Annotated in this window: 5 protein-coding genes; 2 read left to right on the top strand and 3 right to left on the bottom strand. The window is 74.2% G+C overall.

Annotated features, from left to right (window positions below; translation table 11 throughout):
* Positions 1-4 precede the first annotated feature (4 nt).
* Genes JOL79_RS23610 through JOL79_RS23600 form a run of 3 tightly spaced genes read right to left on the bottom strand, consistent with a single transcriptional unit; the run spans position 5 to position 3685 of the window.
* A complete protein-coding gene (locus tag JOL79_RS23610) occupies positions 5-1318 on the bottom strand; it encodes a type III PLP-dependent enzyme (RefSeq protein ID WP_210158081.1) in 1314 nt (437 codons plus the stop codon).
* Positions 1315-2727, bottom strand: coding sequence for a preATP grasp domain-containing protein (locus JOL79_RS23605; protein ID WP_210158080.1), 1413 nt, complete (start codon positions 2725-2727; stop codon positions 1315-1317). The genes JOL79_RS23610 and JOL79_RS23605 overlap by 4 nt, the downstream gene beginning before the upstream one ends.
* Before the next feature lie 10 nt (positions 2728-2737).
* Positions 2738-3685 (bottom strand): ketoacyl-ACP synthase III family protein, encoded by a 948-nt coding sequence (locus tag JOL79_RS23600; protein ID WP_210158079.1) that lies wholly within the window; start codon positions 3683-3685, stop codon positions 2738-2740.
* A 212-nt stretch (positions 3686-3897) separates the two neighbouring features.
* On the opposite strand from JOL79_RS23600, the gene JOL79_RS23595 reads away from it, so the two are divergent.
* Together JOL79_RS23595 and JOL79_RS23590 are read left to right on the top strand one after the other, a co-directional pair.
* On the top strand, positions 3898-5688 hold the full coding sequence (locus tag JOL79_RS23595; protein WP_210158078.1) for a condensation domain-containing protein: 1791 nt from the start codon (positions 3898-3900) through the stop codon (positions 5686-5688).
* Positions 5685-18113 (top strand): type I polyketide synthase, encoded by a 12429-nt coding sequence (locus JOL79_RS23590; protein ID WP_210158077.1) that lies wholly within the window; start codon positions 5685-5687, stop codon positions 18111-18113. Before JOL79_RS23595 ends, JOL79_RS23590 begins: the two co-directional genes overlap by 4 nt.
* Positions 18114-18115: the final 2 nt, after the last annotated feature.

Genomic DNA, 18115 nt, shown 5'->3' with positions numbered 1-18115 from the left:
CTTCTCACTCTGGGACTGTCTGCGCGGTGCCCGTCACCGTCACCGGATCCGGCCCGGGGGCCGGCGGGTCGACCAGGACCTGCCTGCCGAGCAGGTCGCCGACGGTGTCGCGATGCCGGACCAGATGTGCGGTGGCGCCCGACACGAGGACCTCGGCCGGATAGCCGTGGCTGAGGAACAGCACCGGTGACGAGGTGGGGCCGTAGGCGCCCGAGCGTTCGACGCCGATGAGGTCGCCCGGCCGCACCTCCGGCAGGGCCACCCGGCGGCCGAGCACGTCGTCGGGGGTGCACAGCGGGCCGGTGACGGTGTACATGCGGTCGGCGAGCTCGCCGTGGCGGTCGATCGAGCGGATGGGGAAGTTCCGTTTGACGAAACTGCCCACCCCCACGGCGGCCATGTGATGGTTCATCCCGCCGTCGGTGACGACGAACCACTCCCCCTTGGAGCGCTTCACGTACCTGGCCCGGACGACGTACATGCCGCAGCGGCCCGCCAGGTAGCGGCCGAGCTCCATGATCACCCGGCAGCCCGGGTGTTCCGCGGCGAACTCCCCGACGACGGCGTTGACCCCGTCGGTCAGCCGATCGAGGTCGAGGTCCTTCTCGTTCTCGAAGTACGCGATGCCGAGACCCCCGCCGATGTCGACGGTCTCGAGCGGGAAGCCGAGCTCGGCGCTCAGCTCGCGCGCGGCGGCGAGGATGCCGGCGGTGTTCTGGACGACCCCGTCAGCGTCGAGGATGCGGGTGCCCATATAGGCGTGTATCCCGGCGACGCGCACGTTGCGCAGCGCGCGCAGGGCCGATCCGCTGCCCAGCAGCATCTCGTGATCGATGCCGAACTGCCGGGGCTTGCCGCCCATCGACAGGCGGGCGCCCTTGGTGGTGAACGCCGGATTGACCCGCAGCAGGACCCGGCGCCCGGGCGGGCTGAGCCGGTCGAGCGTCTCCAGCTCCTCGAGCGACTCGCACACGACCGCCGCGATCCCGTACTCCAGGCAGGCCCGCAGTTCCTCCTCGGACTTGCCCGGCCCGAGGAAGATCACGTCGTCGGGGGCCGTGCCGGCCCACCGCGCCGTGGCGAGCTCCGCCAGGGAGGACACCTCGAGGCCGGCGCCGAGCGACCGCATGACGGCGCAGACGCTGACGTTCGGGTTGGCCTTGGCCGAGTAGAAGATGTCGACGGCGGGGTGGAGACGCCGCCGGAGCTCCGTGTACGCGTCGGCCAGCACCTCGGCGTCGTAGACGTACAGGGGCGTGCCGAACCGGTCGGCGAGATCGGTGACCGGAATGCCCTGCACGGTGAACGCGTCGGTCATGAGTCCTCCCTGGGCTGTATCACACCGGCGAGCGCGGCCCGGACGGCCCCGTCGAGCGCCGCGAGCCGGTCGTGGTCAGGAGCGGTGAGCAGGGTGTAGAGCCGGCCCTGGTGCCGCGGGCCGTCACCCCCGGCGTCGGCGGCGCCCGTGTTTACGGCGCCTGTGTTCGTCGCGCCCGCGTTCACGGTGCCGAAGCAGGTGACGATGACCCGGCCGCCGGGCGCCGGGGACAGCAGCGTGCCAAGGGCCCGGCGCAGGTCGTCGAAGCCGATCGGTCCCGCCGGCCGCACCGGGTAGTGCCGGGCGAGGGCGACGTCGCCGGGCCGGTGGAACAGCTCGGTGATCCCGCCCTGATAGGTCGACATGTTGAACCTGGCGTTGATCTCCAGGACGGGATGCACCCGCTCGTCGGCCCCGACGATCGCGTCGATGCCCGCCACCCCGAAGAACCCGTCGGCGGCAAGCCGGCCGCCCACCTCCGCGGCGGCGTGGCGCAGCAGCGCGTGCTGGCCGGCGTTGAGGTCGGCGGGCATGAGGTGCCCCTGGTGGACGCCGCGCTCGGTCAGCGCCTGCTTGACGAAGTCGAGCCGTACGCCGCCACGGCGGTCGACGGTGATCTGGTAGTTCAGGTCGGCGCGTTTGTCGATCCAGCGCTCGACCACCAGCGCGAGCCGGTCGTCGCCGGTGCGGGCCGCGCGCCGCTCCACGAGGCGCAGCAGCCGGTCGGCCTTCGCCGGGGTGTCGAGTACGACCAGCCCCTTGCCGGAGACGCCGTAGGCGTCCTTGACCACCACCGAGCCCGGAACGGCCGCGGCCTCGGCGAGGGCCTGCCGCAGCTCGCCGAGCGTCTCGCAGCACCATCCGGGCACCGCGGGCAGCCCGAGCTCCTCGGTGACGCGGCGACTGTAGATCTTGCTGTTGACCCGCTCGAACGTCGCCGCGTCCGGCACGGCAAGCGGCACCTGGGCCGATACCGCGAGCTTCTCCTCGGACTCCGAGGTCCCCATCGGGATCAGCCGTGTCCCCAGGCGGCCGAGACGGCTCAGCCGATCGAGGGCGAGCGGCGAGTTCAGCAGGTCCTCGGCGGTCGGCCGGTCCTCGCTCGTCCGCTCCGGCACGAGCACCGCCGGGAGGCCGACCCCGAGGTCTTCGGCGAGGTAGCGGAGATATCCCTCGTCCGGCGCGTTCTTGACGACGATGAGGTCGTCGGGCCCGGCGAGGAGGATGCCGAGCTCCTCCATCCGCTGGACCACCGCCGTGGGCGCCGCCGCCGGCGCCGGCAGGCCGACGTGGTGCCGCGCCCACTGGGTCTCCACCTCGAAGTTGCACAGGAACGCCAGCGGCGTGGCCGGATCCCCGGTCAACGCGGCCTTCAGCCGGCGGAGGTAGTCCGTGCTCTCACGTGTCACAGCGTGCCCCTTATCCGCCGATCACCATCGCGGCGTACGTCGCGCCGAGGCCGACGGCGGCGAGCAGATAGACGCCGTCGTCCTCCAACACGCCCTCGTCGCGCATACTGGCGAGATTCAAGAATGGATCCGATCCGAAACAGTGGCCATATCGGGGCACGTTGTCGAGATATATTCTCTCGGCCCCGAATCCCAACTCCTTGATTACGCTCCGCCAGGACGAGTTGTTCACGTTGTGCGGCACGATCATCGTGATTTCCCGCGGGCTCAGGCCCGCCTCACGAATGGCCTGGCGCAGGGTGTCCACAACGGTCGGCGTATAGGAGGTGAAGAAGTCCGCGAGCACGTCGGGCGGCGGCCGATACAGTTGCGCGTATTCGCCGCGCGTCCGCACCGTGTAGGAGCGGATACGCCGCCCGGCACCCGCCACGCCGACCAGGCAGGCGGCCGAGGCCTCCCCCATCAGCGTCGTGTTGGCGATCACCGAGAAGATTCGCGACGAGGGTTTCTCGCCGGTCACCACGAGCGCGCGCTGCCGCGTGTCGCCGTCCGCCAGCAGGAGCTGCACGGCGACGTCGACGGCGGCGAGCCCGCTCGCGCAGTTCTGCTGGGTGACCGCGAACGCCTCGGCCCTGGGCAGGTCGAGCCTCCGGCGGAGTTCCTGAGCCGTGCTGATGTGCGAGGGCGCGACGTCCGGGGCGGTGTGCGCGTAGATCAGGTAGCGGATCCGGTCCCGGTCGGCCGCTGACGTGAGCAGCGCCCGCGCCGGCGTGCCGAGCAGATCGATCAGGTCGAGGTCGGGGTCCATGGGCAGCCGGGCCAGGCCGTGGACGCGCTGGAAGACGCGGAGCTGGTGCCGGTTGATCCCCATCCGGTCGGCCACCTCCTCGATGGCGACCGACCGGCTCGGAACGAAACCCTGCACCGCCTCTATGACCGGGACGGGGGCGGTGGGCATGAAGGCGCCTCCACATGCATCACTGGATCCAAACGAGGCACACGCTAGGCCGGGCCACCCGGAAAACATATTGGGGTTTTCCCTACCGTTTCCCGCCACCAGGCGCCGCGGCAGATGTGGAGCTTTCCCCAATAGGCCGCCGGCCGCCGGGGTGATTACCCTCCGTCTCACATTCAATCGAACCCCCGAGCGCTGAGCACTCAGGAGGCGGCATGGGTGGCCTGATATTCACCGAACGCAGATATGTGAAATTCGCCGGGGGACGCGCGGTGGAGGCGCCGTTGACGCTCGGGCAGATCAACACCCTGGAATGGCTCGGCGACGACACCCGCGCCGGGCTGTACCGGATGATGGAGTGGGCCGTCACCGTGCCGCCAGGGACCACGCTCGACGACGTGGCCGACGCCCTCGCGGTCCTGGTCGAGCGCCACGAGTCGCTGAGGACCTCCTACGTCACCGGCGACAAGCCATGTCAGCAGGTGTCGGGCTCGGGCCAGGTGACCGTCGACGTGTACGAGACGGCGGCCGCCGCCGGCTCGCCGATCGATCCCGGGGAGGTCACCGACCTCATCTCGGCGCTGCAGGGCAGGGCCGTGGACGTCGAGGGCGACCCGCTGATCCGCGCGGCGGTCGCCGTGCGCGACGGCGCCATCCGGCTGGTGCTCATCGCGTGCAGCCACATCGCGGTCGACTGCGAGAGCCTGGCCGTGGTCGTCCGGCAGTTCAACCGGCTGATCCACCACCCCGCCGAACGTCAGGCCGGTCCGCTCACGCACCAGCCCGCCGACCAGGCGGCCGTCGAGCACTCCGCTCGCGGACGGCGGCGCGCCGAGGCGTCGCTCCGATACTGGGGGCACCAGATGTCGCGGATGCCGCAGGGCGTCTACGCGATGCCCAGGCCGACCGGCGACGAACGCGAGATACACCACGACTACGCCGTACCGGCCGCCTCCGGCGAGGGGAACCCGCTCGGCTGCTGGCTCGACTCGCCGGCGCTGCGGGCCGCGCTGCCGCACGTCGCGGCGCGTACCCAGTCCACGCTGCCCATGGTGCTCTCGGCCGCGTTCTGCGCGGTGCTCGCCTGGCGGACCGGCGTCTCCGACCTGGTGTTCGCCTCGCTGGCGAACAACCGGATCGGCAGTGAGCTGCACGACTACGTCGGCACCCTGGCCCAGGACAGCCTGCTCGCGGTCGACGCCGGCACCACCAGCTTCGACGACCTGATCCGGCGCGCGGGCGGCGCGACGCTCCGGGCCGCCATGCACGGTCTGTACGACGTGAAGCGGCTCCAGGCGCTCCAGTCCGCGATAGGCGACCGCCGCGGCGTCATGTTCCAGCGCGACTGCGCCTGCAACATCAACATCTTCGACGGCGAGGCCCGGCCGGAGGGGCCGCCGGAGGCGGCGCAGGCCGCGCTTCCCCGGACGGCCCTCCGCTGGCACATCCCGCCGTACTTCCGGGTGCTGCTCCTGCTGCGCGTCATCGACTCCGACGGCGCGCCGCTACTCGGCCTCACCACCGGCCACGCCGATCTGGTGCCCGCGGCCGAGATCGAAGCGCTGCTGCTCGGCATCGACCGGCTGCTGGCCGCGGCCGCCACGGGGGACGTCGACCTCCGCCGGATGACCGAGATCACCGGGCTGACGCCGGTCGTCCGCGGCCCCGAGTGGCTGCTGGTCGACGGCTGCTGGATCGAGTTGCCCGCGGTGCAGGGGCTGGTCGACGAGGCCGTCCAGGCGCCGGCCCGGGTGTTCGCCGTCCCCGGCGACGACGGCCGGCCCGTGCTGACCGCCTACATCACCGCGGGCGGTCCCGTACGAACACCGCGGGAGGCCCACCTCGCCTGCATGAGCCTGCTGCTGGGCCGGTACACCGCGATGGCCCCCGGCCGGTACGTGATCTGCGCGGGCGGTCCCGAGGATCCGGACGACCAGGACGACCCGGACGCCTGGCGCCGCCGGCCCGTCCTGGCCGAAGGCGACGGCCGGGAGGAGCAGCGATGAGCCGCGCGGAGCCGATCGCCGTACTCGGCCTGGCCTGCAGGCTGCCTCAGGCGCCCGACCCGGACGGATTCTGGCGGCTGCTGCGCGCGGGCACGGACGCGATCACGGATCCGCCTCCCGGACGGCCGGAGGCCGCGCCGGGAGGGCGGCGTGGGGGGTTCCTCGACCGGATCGACGAGTTCGACGCCGAGTTCTTCGGGATCTCGCCTCTCGAAGCCGCCGCCATGGACCCCCAGCAGCGGCTCATGCTGGAGCTCGCCTGGGAGGCCCTGGAGAACGCCCGGATCGCGCCGACCTCGATCAGGGATCGCCAGGTCGGCGTGTTCGTCGGCACGATGTCCGGCGACTACGGCACCGTGGTCCACCGCGACGGGCCGTCCGGGATCACCCGGCACACGCTGACCGGCACCAACCGGGGCGTCATCGCCAACCGGATCTCCCACCACCTGGGCCTGCACGGCCCGAGCTTCGCGGTGGACAGCGGCCAGTCGTCGTCGCTGCTGGCCGTGCACCTCGCCTGTGAGAGCCTGCGCGACGGGGAGACTGAGCTGGCCGTCGTGGGCGGGGTCAACCTGAACATCGCGCCCGAGAGCACCGTCGGCGCCGACCGGTTCGGTGCGCTGTCTCCCGAAGGGCGCTGCTTCACCTTCGACGCCCGCGCCAACGGATACGTTCGCGGCGAAGGGGCCGCGGCCGTCGTCCTCAAGCCGCTCAGCCGCGCCCAGGCCGACGGCGACCGGATCCACTGCGTGATCCTGGGCAGCGCGGTGAACAACGACGGAGGCACCGGCACGCTCACCGTCCCCAACCGCGAGGCGCAGGAACGGGTGATCGAGCTTGCCACGCGCCGCGCGGGCGTCGGCGCGGACGAGGTCCAGTACGTCGAGCTGCACGGCACCGGCACCCGCGTAGGGGATCCGATCGAGGCGGCCGCGCTCGGCGCCGCCCTGGGGACGGGGCGGCGGGACGGCGACCGGCTGGCCGTCGGCTCCGCCAAGACCAACGTGGGACACCTGGAGGGCGCGGCCGGAATCGTGGGGCTGCTCAAGGTGGCCCTCAGCCTCGCGCACCGGGAGCTCCCGCCGAGCCTGAACTTCGGCACGCCGAACCCGAAAATTCCGCTCGACCGGCTGGGCCTGCGGGTCCAGACCGAGCTCTCCCCGTGGCCGAAGCCCGACCGGCCGCTCGTGGCGGGCGTCTCGGCGTTCGGCGTGGGCGGCACCAACTGTCACGTCGTGGTCGCGGAGCCCCCGGCGGCGTGTCCGTCGCCGCGTCAGCCGGCGCGTGCCGCCGACGACGGACTGCTCCTCCCGTGGGTGCTGTCCGCGCGGACCGGCCAGGCCCTGCGGGCCCAGGCCGGACGGCTCCGGGAGCTCGTCGAGGCGAACCCGTCGCTCGTTCCCGCGGACGTCGGGCGCTCGCTCGCCGTGACGCGGGCGTCTCTGCGGGAGCGCGCCGTCATCCTGGCCGCCGATCGCGCGGACTTCCTGACGGGCCTCGCCGCGGCGGAGCGGGGCGGCCCGGCCGCCGGCCTCGTTCGAGGGTCCGCCGGCGACGGGGCCAAGCTGGTCCTCGTGTTCTCCGGGACGCCGTCCGGCGACGATCCCGGCGGCCTCGCCGCCGGCCTGCTCGGCTCGGCCACGCCGCCCGGGCGGATGTTCCGCCGTCACCTGGACGCGTGCGCCGGGGCGGTCGCGCGGCTCACCGGCTGGTCGCCGCTCGACGTGCTTCAGGGCGCCCCCGGAGCACCCGGCCCGGGGAACCCCGAAGTCGACCGGCCCACGTCATGGGCCGTCGCGGTGGCGTTCGCCGAGACACTGCGATCGCTCGGCGTCCGGCCCGGCGCGGTCGTCGGCCACCTCGACGGACAGGTCGCGGCCGCCTGCGTGGCCGGTCTGCTGACCGTCGCCGAGGGCGCCGCGCTGATCGTCCGCCGCGCCGGCGCGGGCGCCGGCGGGCCCGGCGCGCCCGCCGCGGACGGGCCGGGCACCGGGGAGATCCCCTGTTATTCGACGCGCACGGACGGCACGCTCGACCGCGCCGCCCTTGAGGCCGCTCTCGACGACATGCCGGGAGACGCCACCGACCGGCTGGGTCCCCTCGTCGACGCGCTGATCCGCGACGGGCACCGGGTTTTCATCGAAGCCGCGGCGGAGCCCCTGCTGAGCGGTACGATAGCCGCCGCCCTAGACGCCTCCGAGGCCTCCGAGGCCGCGGACGGCGAAGGCGACGGCGGCACGGCCCTCGCCGCCGGTCCCGGTCGCTCCGGTGTGCTGCGCTCACTCGCCCTGGCCCACGTACACGGTGCTTTTCTCGACGGGGAGAGCGTCGACTGGTCCGCCGTGTTCCCGGACGAGGCGGCCCTGGTCGACCTGCCGACCTACGCCTTCCAGCGCACCTCGCACTGGATCGCCAGGGGCCCCGGTGAGACGGTCACGACACCTGCACCCACATCCCCACCTACGCCCACGCCCACGCCGGAACCGGCGGACGGCTCGGGCGCGTGGCGGCGCGAGATGTCCGGGATGCCGGAGGCCGACCGGCGCAGGACGGCGATCGCGCTGGTACGCGCGCAGGTCGCCGACGTCCTCGGCCACCGGGCACCGGAGGCCGTCGGCGTGCGGGAGGCGTTCGGCGACCTGGGCTTCGACTCCGTCACCGGGGTCGAGCTGAGCCACCGCCTGAGCGCCGCGACCGGGCTGCGCCTGCCGGAGACGCTGGTCTTCGATCACCCCACGCCGTACGCGGTCGCCGATCACCTGATCGGGGAGACGCTCGGCGCCACGAGCGATCCGGCGACGGCGGCGACCACCACCGGGGTGGCCGACGAGCCGATCGCCGTGGTGGCGATGGCCTGCCGCTACCCCGGCGGCGTACGGTCACCGGAGGATCTGTGGCGGCTGGTGGAGGCCGGCGTCTGCGCGGTTTCCGACGTACCCGCCGACCGGGAGTGGCCCATCCCCGCCGTCGGCGGGTTCCTGGCGGACGCGGCCGGCTTCGACGCCGGATTCTTCGGCATCTCGCATCGCGAGGCGCTCGCCATGGACCCGCAGCAGCGGCTGATGCTGGAGGTCACCTGGGAAGCCCTGGAACGGGCCGGGATCCCCGCCGGAACCCTCGCGGGCGGCGACACGGGCGTCTACGTGGGCGCCATGCCGCAGGAGTACGGCCCGCGCGCGTACGAGGGGCCCGACGAGCTCAAGGGCTACCTCATGACCGGCGGCACGGGCAGCGTCATCTCCGGCCGGATCGCCTACACCCTCGGCCTCGGCGGCCCCGCCGTGACCGTCGACACGGCCTGCTCGTCGTCGCTGGTGGCGATGCACATGGCCTGCCAGGCGCTACGGCTCCGCGAATGCGGGCTGGCCCTGGCCGGCGGCGTGACCGTGATGGCCTCGCCCACGATGTACACCGAGTTCGGCCGGCAGCGCGGCCTCGCCGCCGACGGCCGGTGCAAGCCGTTCGCCGCCGCGGCGGACGGCACGAGCTGGGGCGAGGGCGCGGCGCTGCTGGTGCTCGAACGGCTCTCCGACGCCCGGCGCAACGGCCATCCCGTCCTGGCGCTGATCCGCGGCAGCGCCGTCAACCAGGACGGCGCGAGCAACGGGCTGACCGCACCCAGCGGCTCAGCCCAGCGGCGGGTGATCCATACGGCCCTGGCCGCCGCGGGCCTCGGACCCGCGGACGTGGACGCCGTCGAGGCCCACGGCACCGGCACCTCGCTCGGCGATCCGATCGAGGCGGAGGCCCTGCTCGCCACCTACGGCCGGGGCCGGCCGGCCGGTCGGCCGCTGCTGCTCGGCTCGGTGAAGTCCAACATCGGGCACTCCCAGGCCGCCGCCGGGGCCGCCGGCGTCATCAAGATGATCATGGCTATGCACGCGGGAGCGCTGCCGGAAACCCTGCACATCGACAGCCCCACTCCGCGGGTGGACTGGTCGTCCGGAGCCGTTCGCCTGCTGACCGAGGCGACCGGCTGGCCGGACGCCGCCCGTCCCCGCCGCGCCGCGGTCTCGTCCTTCGGCATCAGCGGCACCAACGCGCACCTCATCCTCGAACACGTACCGGCCGCCGCGCCGCGACCGGCCGCCCCGGCGGACGGCGACACGCCCGCCACCTGGCTGATCTCGGCCAAGACCGAGCCGGCTCTGCGGGCGCAGGCGCAGCAGTTGCGGGACTACGTGGCCGCCCGCCCCGGCCTCGACGCGAACGCCGTCGCGACCGCGCTCGCCACCGGCCGTACCGTGTTCGAGCACCGGGCCGTGATCACGGCGGCCGGGCGGGCGGACCTGCTGTCCGGCCTTGGCGCGCTCGCCGCCGGCGAGCCCGCTCCCGGCGTGCTCCGCGCCGCCGGCGGGACCGGCGGAACCGCCTTCCTGTTCGCGGGGCAGGGCAGCCAGCGACCCGGCATGGGCCGGGAACTGTACGAGTCGTCCGAGGTCTTCGCCGCCGCGCTCGACGAGGTCTGCGCCCACCTCGACACGCACCTGGACCGGCCGCTGCGCGACGTCATGTGGGCCCCGGCCGGATCGGCGGGCGCGGAGCTGCTCGGCCAGACCCGCTACACCCAGCCGGCGCTGTTCGCCCTGGAGACCGCGTTGTACGCGATGGCCCGGGAGCTCGACATCACGCCCGACTATCTCATCGGCCACTCGATCGGCGAGCTCACCGCCGCGCACGTCGCGGGCGTGCTGTCGGCGGCCGACGCCGCGACGCTGGTGACCGCCCGCGGACGGCTGATGCAGGAGCTGCCGCGGGGCGGCGCGATGGTGTCGATCCGCGCCGCCGAGGAGGCCGTACGCCCGCTGCTCGCCGGTCGCGAGAAGAGCGTCGGGCTGGCGGCCGTCAACGGCCCGGCCGCGGTCGTCGTCTCCGGCGACACCGACGCCGTGCTCGCCGTCGCGGAGCGCTGCGCGGAACTGGGCTGGGCGACCCGGCGGCTGAACGTCAGCCACGCCTTCCACTCACCTCACATGGACGGCATGCTCGACGGCCTGCTCGACGTCGCCGCCGCCCTGACCTTCCGGCCGCCGGCCATCCCCCTCGTCTCCAACCTCACCGGGCGGATCGCCACCGCGGAGGAGCTGTGCTCGCCCGCCTACTGGGTGCGGCACGCGCGCGAGACGGTGCGCTTCCTCGACGGCGTCCACCGGCTCGCCGAACAGGGCGTCACCTCATACCTGGAGCTGAGCCCCGACGCGGTGCTCGCCCCTCTCGCACGGATCACCCTCGCGGGCCTGTCGCCCAAGCCCGACCCGGCGCCGGAGGTCATGCCGGTCCTGCAGCGCGGGCGTCCGGAGGCCGAGACCGCCGGCAGGGCCGTCGGCTGGGCGCGGGCCCGCGGTGCCGGCGCGATCCCGCGCCCGGGCCGCATGGAGGGTCCGGAGGGGCCGGAGGGACCCGCCGCCTGCGCCGGCCTGCCGACGTATCCGTTCCAGCGCCGGCGGTACTGGCTGCCCGCCGCGGCCGAATCACGGCCGTCTCCGGCCGGCTCCGACGGACGGCGGTATCGCGTCACCTGGCGGCCGATTCCCGTGACGGCGGTCCCCGCCCCGCGCGGCACCTGGCTCATGGTGGTTCCGGCCGGGTACGCCGAGCACGAATGGGTGGCCGCGTGCGCGAACGCGCTCGCCGAGGGCGGCGCGGACGTCCGCGCGATCGTCGACGCCGGAACCGACAGTGACATCGACGGTGACATCGATCGGGGCGAGCTCGCGGCGCGGCTGCGCGCCGAGCTCGACGACGACGCCGCCGGACCGGGCGGCGTGCTGTCGCTGCTGGCGCTCGACGACCGCCCGGACCCGCGTCATCCCGAGATCTCGCGTGGCCTGTCCGCGACGCTGACGCTGGTGCGGGCCCTCGGCGACGTCGTGGCCGGGCCGCCGCTGTGGGTGGTGACCCGCGGCGCGGTCAGCACCGGCCCGGCCGACCCGGTCGAAAGCCCCACGCAGGCACAGATATGGGCACTCGGCCGGTCAGTCACCCTGGAACACCCGCGGTCGTGGGGCGGCCTGATCGATCTCCCGGCCGACACCCGGTCCGCGCGCCTGCTGCGCACGGCCCTGGGCGGAGCACCGGGCGGAGCACCGGGCGGAGCACCGGGCGGAGCACTGGGCGGAGCACTGGGCGGAGCACTGGGCGGAGCCGGTCACGAAGAGGAGATCGCGATACGCTCCGCCGGCCTGTTCGGACGCCGGCTGGTGACAGCGTCGCGTCCGGCGTCCGCCGGCCGGCCCTGGCGTCCCCGCGGAACCGTCCTGGTCACCGGTGGCACCGGCGGCCTGGGCGCCCATGTCGCCCGGTGGCTGGTCGCCGGCGGCGCGGAGCACCTGGTGCTCGTCAGCCGCCGGGGCGGGACGGCCCCCGGCGCCGCGGCCCTCGAAGCGGAGCTCACGGCGTGCGGCGCCGCCGTCACCGTCGCCTCCTGCGACGTGGCCGACCGCGCGGCGCTCGCGGACCTCATCACCACCGTGACCGCGGAGCACGGCCCCATCCGGTCGGTGTTCCACACGGCGGGTGTCGGGCGGCGCGTGCCGATCGCCGAGCTCACGGCGGCCGAGCTCGCGGCGGCCTGCACGAAGGCGGCTGCCGCCGCCAACCTGGACGACCTGCTGGGCGAGACCGCCCTGGACGCGTTCGTGCTGTTCTCCTCGATCGCCGGCGTCGGGTTGTGGTCCACCACCGGCCAGGCCGCGTACGCGGCGGCCAACGCCTACCTCGACGCCCTGGCCGAGCGGCGACGGGCGCGCGGCCGTACCGCGACCTCGATCGCCTGGGGTCTGTGGGATGGGCCGGGGATGGGCGCGGATCCCGCGTTCGCCCGCCACCTGGGGCGGCACGGCGTCGAGGCGATGCCTCCCGGGGAGGCGATCGCCGCGCTGCAGTCCGCGCTGGACGACGACGACACCTGCCTGACCGTCGCCGACATCGCCTGGGAGCGGTTCGTGCCCCCGTTCGCCGCGGCGCGTCCTCGTCCCCTGCTCGACGACCTGGCCACGGCCCGTGCGGTGCCGGCTCCGACGGCGGACACGCCGGGCGGGACGCCCGGCCGGGGGCTACGCGACGAGCTCGCGGCCCTGCCCGCCGCCCAGCGGCGTTCCCGGATCCTCGACGCGGTGCTGAGCCACACGGCGGCGATCGTCGGCGGCTCCGCCGGCACGGTCGACCCGCGACGGCCGTTCCGCGATCTCGGCTTCGACTCCCTGATGACGGTCGAGCTGCCGGAACGGCTCGCCGCCGCCGTCGGACTGGCGCTTCCCACCACGCTCGCGTACGACCATCCGACGCCGGCCGCGGTCACCGATCACCTGTACGCCGAGCTCGCCGGCGAACCCGCGGAAGCGGGCGAACGCCCTCACCTCGCGGTCCGCGACGGCGCCGCCCGAGCGTCCGACGACCCCATCGCCATCGTCGCCGTGGCCTGCCGCTATCCGGGCGGTGTGCGCTCCCCCGAGGATCTGTGGGAGCTGCTGACGGCCGGCACCGACGCGGTGTCGGAGTTCCCCGCCGACCGGGGTTGGGATCTCGACGGGCTGTTCGATCCGGACGGCCGGCGGCCCGGCACGTCGTACACGAACCTGGGCGGGTTCCTCGACGACGCCGCGGAGTTCGATCCGGCGTTCTTCGACATCAGCCCGCGCGAGGCCGTCGGGATGGACCCGCAGCAGCGGCTGCTGCTCACGCTCGCGTGGGAGGTCATGGAACGCGCCGGGATCGACCCCGCCGCCCTGCGGGACAGCGACACCGGGGTCTTCGTCGGAGCGTCGCAACACCATTACGGCGGCGACGCCGCGAACGTCCCCGACGACGTCGCCGGCCACCTGCTGACCGGCACCGCGGCGAGCGTGAGTTCCGGCCGCATCGCGTACGGGTTCGGCCTGCGGGGGCCGGCGCTGACGGTGGACACCGCCTGCTCGTCGTCCCTGGTCGCCGTGCACCTCGCCTGCCAGGCGCTCCGCTCCGGGGAGTGCGGCATGGCGCTGGCCGGCGCGGCCGCGGTGATGGCCACCCCGATGGTGTTCACCGAGTTCAGCAGGCAGCAGGGCCTGGCCCCCGACGGCCGGTGCAAGCCGTTCGCCGCGGCCGCCGACGGGACGGCGTGGGGCGAGGGAGCCGCGGTGCTCCTGCTCCAACGGCTGTCCGACGCGACCAGGGACGGCCACCGGGTCCTCGGCCTCATCCGCGGCAGCGCCGTCAACCAGGACGGCGCGAGCAACGGGCTGACCGCGCCCAACGGCCCGGCGCAGGAACAGGTCATCGGTCAGGCCCTCGCCGCCGCGGGGCTCAGGCCGGCCGAGGTGGACGTCGTGGAGGCGCACGGCACCGGCACCGCGCTCGGCGACCCCATCGAGGCCAGGGCGTTGCTCGCCGCCTACGGCCGGGACCGGGACGCACGGCTGCCGCTGTTGCTGGGATCGATCAAGGCCAACATCGGGCACACCCAGGCGGCGGCCGGAATGGCCGGCATCATCAAACTGATCATGGCGATGCGCCACGGCGTGGTGCCGAAGACGCTGCACGTCGATCGGCCCACGCCGCACGTCGACTGGTCCTCGGGGGCGGTTCGCCTGGTGACAGAACCCGCCGGCTGGCCCGCCACGGGCCGGCCGCGCCGCGGTGGCGTCTCGTCGTTCGGCATCAGCGGCACCAACGCGCACGTCGTCATCGAGCAGCCCCCGGCTGAGGACCCTGAAGGGACACCGGAGTCCGCGCCGGAGCCCTCGGACGCCGCTGTGGGAGAGCCGGATCGCGCCCCCGAAGGGCGACCGGAGACGCCGGTGCCGTGGCTCGTCTCGGCGCGGACGGAGACGGCGTTGCGGGCGCAGGCGGGCCGGCTCCGGGACTTCGCCCGGCGGCACCCGGAGCTCTCCCTCGGCGACGTCGCTCACGCGCTCGTCACGACCCGGCACGCGTTCGAGCATCGGGCCGCCGTCGCCGGCCGCACCCACGCGGAGCGCGTCGAGGCGCTGGACCGGCTCGCCCGGGGGGAGGAACATCCCGGCGTCGTCCGCGGGGTGGCGAAGGCGGCCAGGACGTCGTTCCTCTACTCAGGCGAGATCGTTCAGGGAACCGGCGCCGCGCTCGGCCAGCTGTACGAGGCGTTCCCCGTGTTCGCCGCGGACTTCGACGCCGTCCGCGCCGCGCTGGACGACGGCCTGGACAGCCATCTGGACATCAATCCGGATATCAATCTGGACGACCGGCCGGACGGCCGCTCCGGCCGCGCGTACCCGCCACGGTTCGCGGCACGGTTCGCGGCCGACGTCGCGCTCACCCGGCTGCTCGGACACTTCGGGCTCACTCCCGACTGTGTCGTCGTGGCCGGATGCGGCGGGCCGGCCGCCGCGTATGTGGCCGGTGCCCTGTCCCTTCCCGACGCCGCCGCTCTGGTCACCGCGGTCGCCGCCGTCGATCGGCTCGCGGGAGGCCCCGGCGAGGAGGCGGCCCTGCGCGAGCTGCGCGCTCTCGCGGGGCGCACACGGTTCGGCGAACCCGCCGTGCCGATGGTCTGCGGCTCGACCGGCCGGCTCCTCGCCGCCGAGGATCTGGCCGTCCCCGAGTTCTGGACCCGCCGGGAGGCCGCCGGGCCCTGGAGCGACGTCCGGCTGCCCGCCGACGGCGGGGCCACGCGCGTCGTCGTGCTCGGTCCGGCCCTGCCCACCGCGCACGGCACCGGGAACGCCGTACCGCGCCATCCGGGTACGCAGATCCCGGTCGTACGACCCGGGCACGGCGCCTCCCAGGGTCTGATCGCGGCGCTGGCCGAGGCGTACTGCCTGGGCGAGACCGTCGAGTGGCGCGATGTCGTCCCCGCCGGGCGCGGCAGGCCGGTCGAGCTTCCCACATACGCCTTCGACGGCCGGCGGTTCTGGCTGCCGGCGTCCGGCCGGAGCCACCCCTTCCCCGCCGTCGACCGGGCGGCGGAGCGCCATCCCCTGATCGACCAGGCGATCGAACTCGACGACGGCGGCATGCTGTTCACCGGCGGCTTCTCGGCGCGTACGCAGCCGTGGCTCGCCGACCACGAGGTGCACGGTCAGGTGGTCGTGCCGGGTGTGACGTTCCTCGAACTCGCCGCGTGGGCGGGCCGGCAGACCGGCTGCGCCGAGGTCGTCGAGCTGACCCACAAGGCCCCGCTGATCGTGCCGCCGGACGGCAGGGTGGAGCTTCAGCTGCGAGCCGGATCGGCCGGCCCGGCCGGACGCCGGGAGTTCTCGTTGCGGTGCAGGAAAGAGGCCGAAGGTCGCGGGCGCCCCTGGTCGCAGCTGGCCACCGGCGTCCTCGGGCCGGCCCGCGCGGGGCGGCCCGAGGACGCCGCCCCCGGAGGAGGCATCCCTATCGAGGTCGGCGACTTCTACCGGCGCTTCAACGATCAGGGCCACTACGGCTGGGGCCCGGTGTTCCAGGGGATCCGCGCCGCCTTCCGGCACGGCGACGACCTCTACACCGAGCTCCGGCTGCCCGAGGACAGGCGCCTCCGTTCCGGCCCGTTCGATCTGCATCCGGCCCTGCTGGACGCGACGATGCACGGGCTCGGGCTCGACGGCGCGCCGGAGCGGCTCATCGACCTGGTCGCCGATGACGGGGACGGCACCGCACGGCCGCGCATCCCGTTCATCTGGAACGGGGTGACCATCTCCGGACACGGCGCGCGCGAGCTCCTGGTGCGGCTCTCACCGGCCGGTCCGGGAGCGGTGTCGATCACCGCCTGGGGCGAGACCGGCCGCCCGGCGGTCGTCGTCGAGTCGCTGGTCCTACTGCCCGTCTCACCGAACCGGCTCGGGGGGTCGTCCCGCCGCCGAGGGGCGTTGTACCGCGTCGACTGGCATGTCGTGGAACCGCCGTACGAGAAGCCGCGCCCTGTCGTCACCGTCCCCTACGGCGACCTGCCCGCCGCGCGGGCGGCGATCGCGGCGGAGGTGGAGCCGCCGGCGGCGGTGGTCATGCCGCTGCCGCCCGGCGGCACCACGCCCGGCGACCTCACGCCCAATGCCGCCATGCCCGACGACACCATGCCCGACGCCGCCCGGCGCGCGACCCGCCACACGCTGGAGATCGCCCAGCGGTGGCTGGCCGGCGACGCTCCCGCGGACGTCCCGCTGGCCTTCGTCACCCGGCACGCCGTGGCCGCCCTCCCCACCGACCCGGTCGACGACCTCGTCAACGCCGCGTCGTGGGGTCTGATCCGCTCGGCCCAGGCCGAACATCTCGGCCGTTTCACGCTCATCGACGTCGACCGGTCGCCCGCGTCCCAGGACGCGATCGCGGCGGCGGTGGCCACCGGCGCGCCCCAGATCGTCATACGCGACGGGACGCTCCACCGGCCGGAGCCGGTGCAGGTGCCCCTGATCACCGGCCGGACCGGCCGGCACCTCGATCCCGGCGGGACCGTGCTCATCACCGGCGGAACCGGCGGCCTCGGCGCGCTGATCGCCCGGCACCTCGTCACCGAGCACGGCGTCCGTCACCTGATCATGGCGAGTCGCCGGGGCGGCGCGGCGGAGGGGACCCGCCGGCTCGTCGCCGAGCTGACCGGCCACGGGGCCGACGTCAGGGCCGTCGCCTGCGACGTCGCCGACCGGGACGCGGTGGAGGCGCTGCTCGCCGCGGTTCCGGCGGGCCACCCGCTCACCGCGGTCGTCCACGCGGCCGGAGTGCTCGACGACGCGGTGATCACCGCGCTGTCCGCGGACCAGGTCGACGACGTCATGCGGCCGAAGGCGGACGGCGCGTGGCATCTCCACGAACTCACCCGCGGACTCGACCTGGACCTCTTCGTGCTGTTCTCCTCCGTGGCGAGCGTGCTCGGCACGGCGGGCCAGGCGAACTACGCGGCGGCCAACGGTTTCCTCGACGCCCTCGCCCGTTACCGTCACTCGCACGGGCTGCCGGCGATGTCGCTCGCCTGGGGGCTGTGGGATTCCGACGGCATGGGCAGCCGCCTCGGTCACGCCGACCTCGACCGGATGCGGCGCGCGGGGATCATCCCGCTGCCGGTCGAAGACGGATTGGGGCTGTTCGACGACGCCCTCGCCGTGGCGGAGCCCCTGATCGTGCCGGCCGATCTGGACCTCGGGGCGACGCGTACGGGAACCGCGACGGCGCAGGCCGAACGCCCCGGGTCCGCGGCCGCGCTGCCACCGCCCGGCCTCTCCCCGGCCGAACGCGACGCGTTCCTGCTCAACCTGGTCGTCGGGCATGTCGCCGAGGTCAGCGGTCATGCCGCCGACTGGATCGAGCCCAACACCACCTTGTTCGAGCTCGGCCTGGACTCACTCATGATCGTGGAGTTGCGCAACCGCCTCGCGGCCGGCAGCGGGCTGGCCCTGCCCGCGAGCGTCGCGTTCGACCATCCGACGCCCGCGGCTCTCGTCGACCATCTGCGGGAGCGGCTGGACGGGGACCGCGCGGCGGCGGACGCCTGATG

The organism is Microbispora oryzae (genome assembly GCF_017896165.1).
Classification (GTDB): domain Bacteria; phylum Actinomycetota; class Actinomycetes; order Streptosporangiales; family Streptosporangiaceae; genus Microbispora; species Microbispora oryzae.
The sequence above is the reverse complement of the archived record's forward strand: the minus strand, read 5'-3'. Positions and strand labels throughout refer to the sequence as shown.

Bases quoted from the DNA above. Each gene is read 5' to 3' on its own strand.
- JOL79_RS23595 (WP_210158078.1), top strand. From the start codon at position 3,898: ATGGGTGGCCTGATATTCACCGAACGCAGATATGTGAAATTCGCCGGG.
- JOL79_RS23590 (WP_210158077.1), top strand. From the start codon at position 5,685: ATGAGCCGCGCGGAGCCGATCGCCGTACTCGGCCTGGCCTGCAGGCTG.
- JOL79_RS23610 (WP_210158081.1), bottom strand. From the start codon at position 1,318: ATGACCGACGCGTTCACCGTGCAGGGCATTCCGGTCACCGATCTCGCC.
- JOL79_RS23600 (WP_210158079.1), bottom strand. From the start codon at position 3,685: ATGCCCACCGCCCCCGTCCCGGTCATAGAGGCGGTGCAGGGTTTCGTT.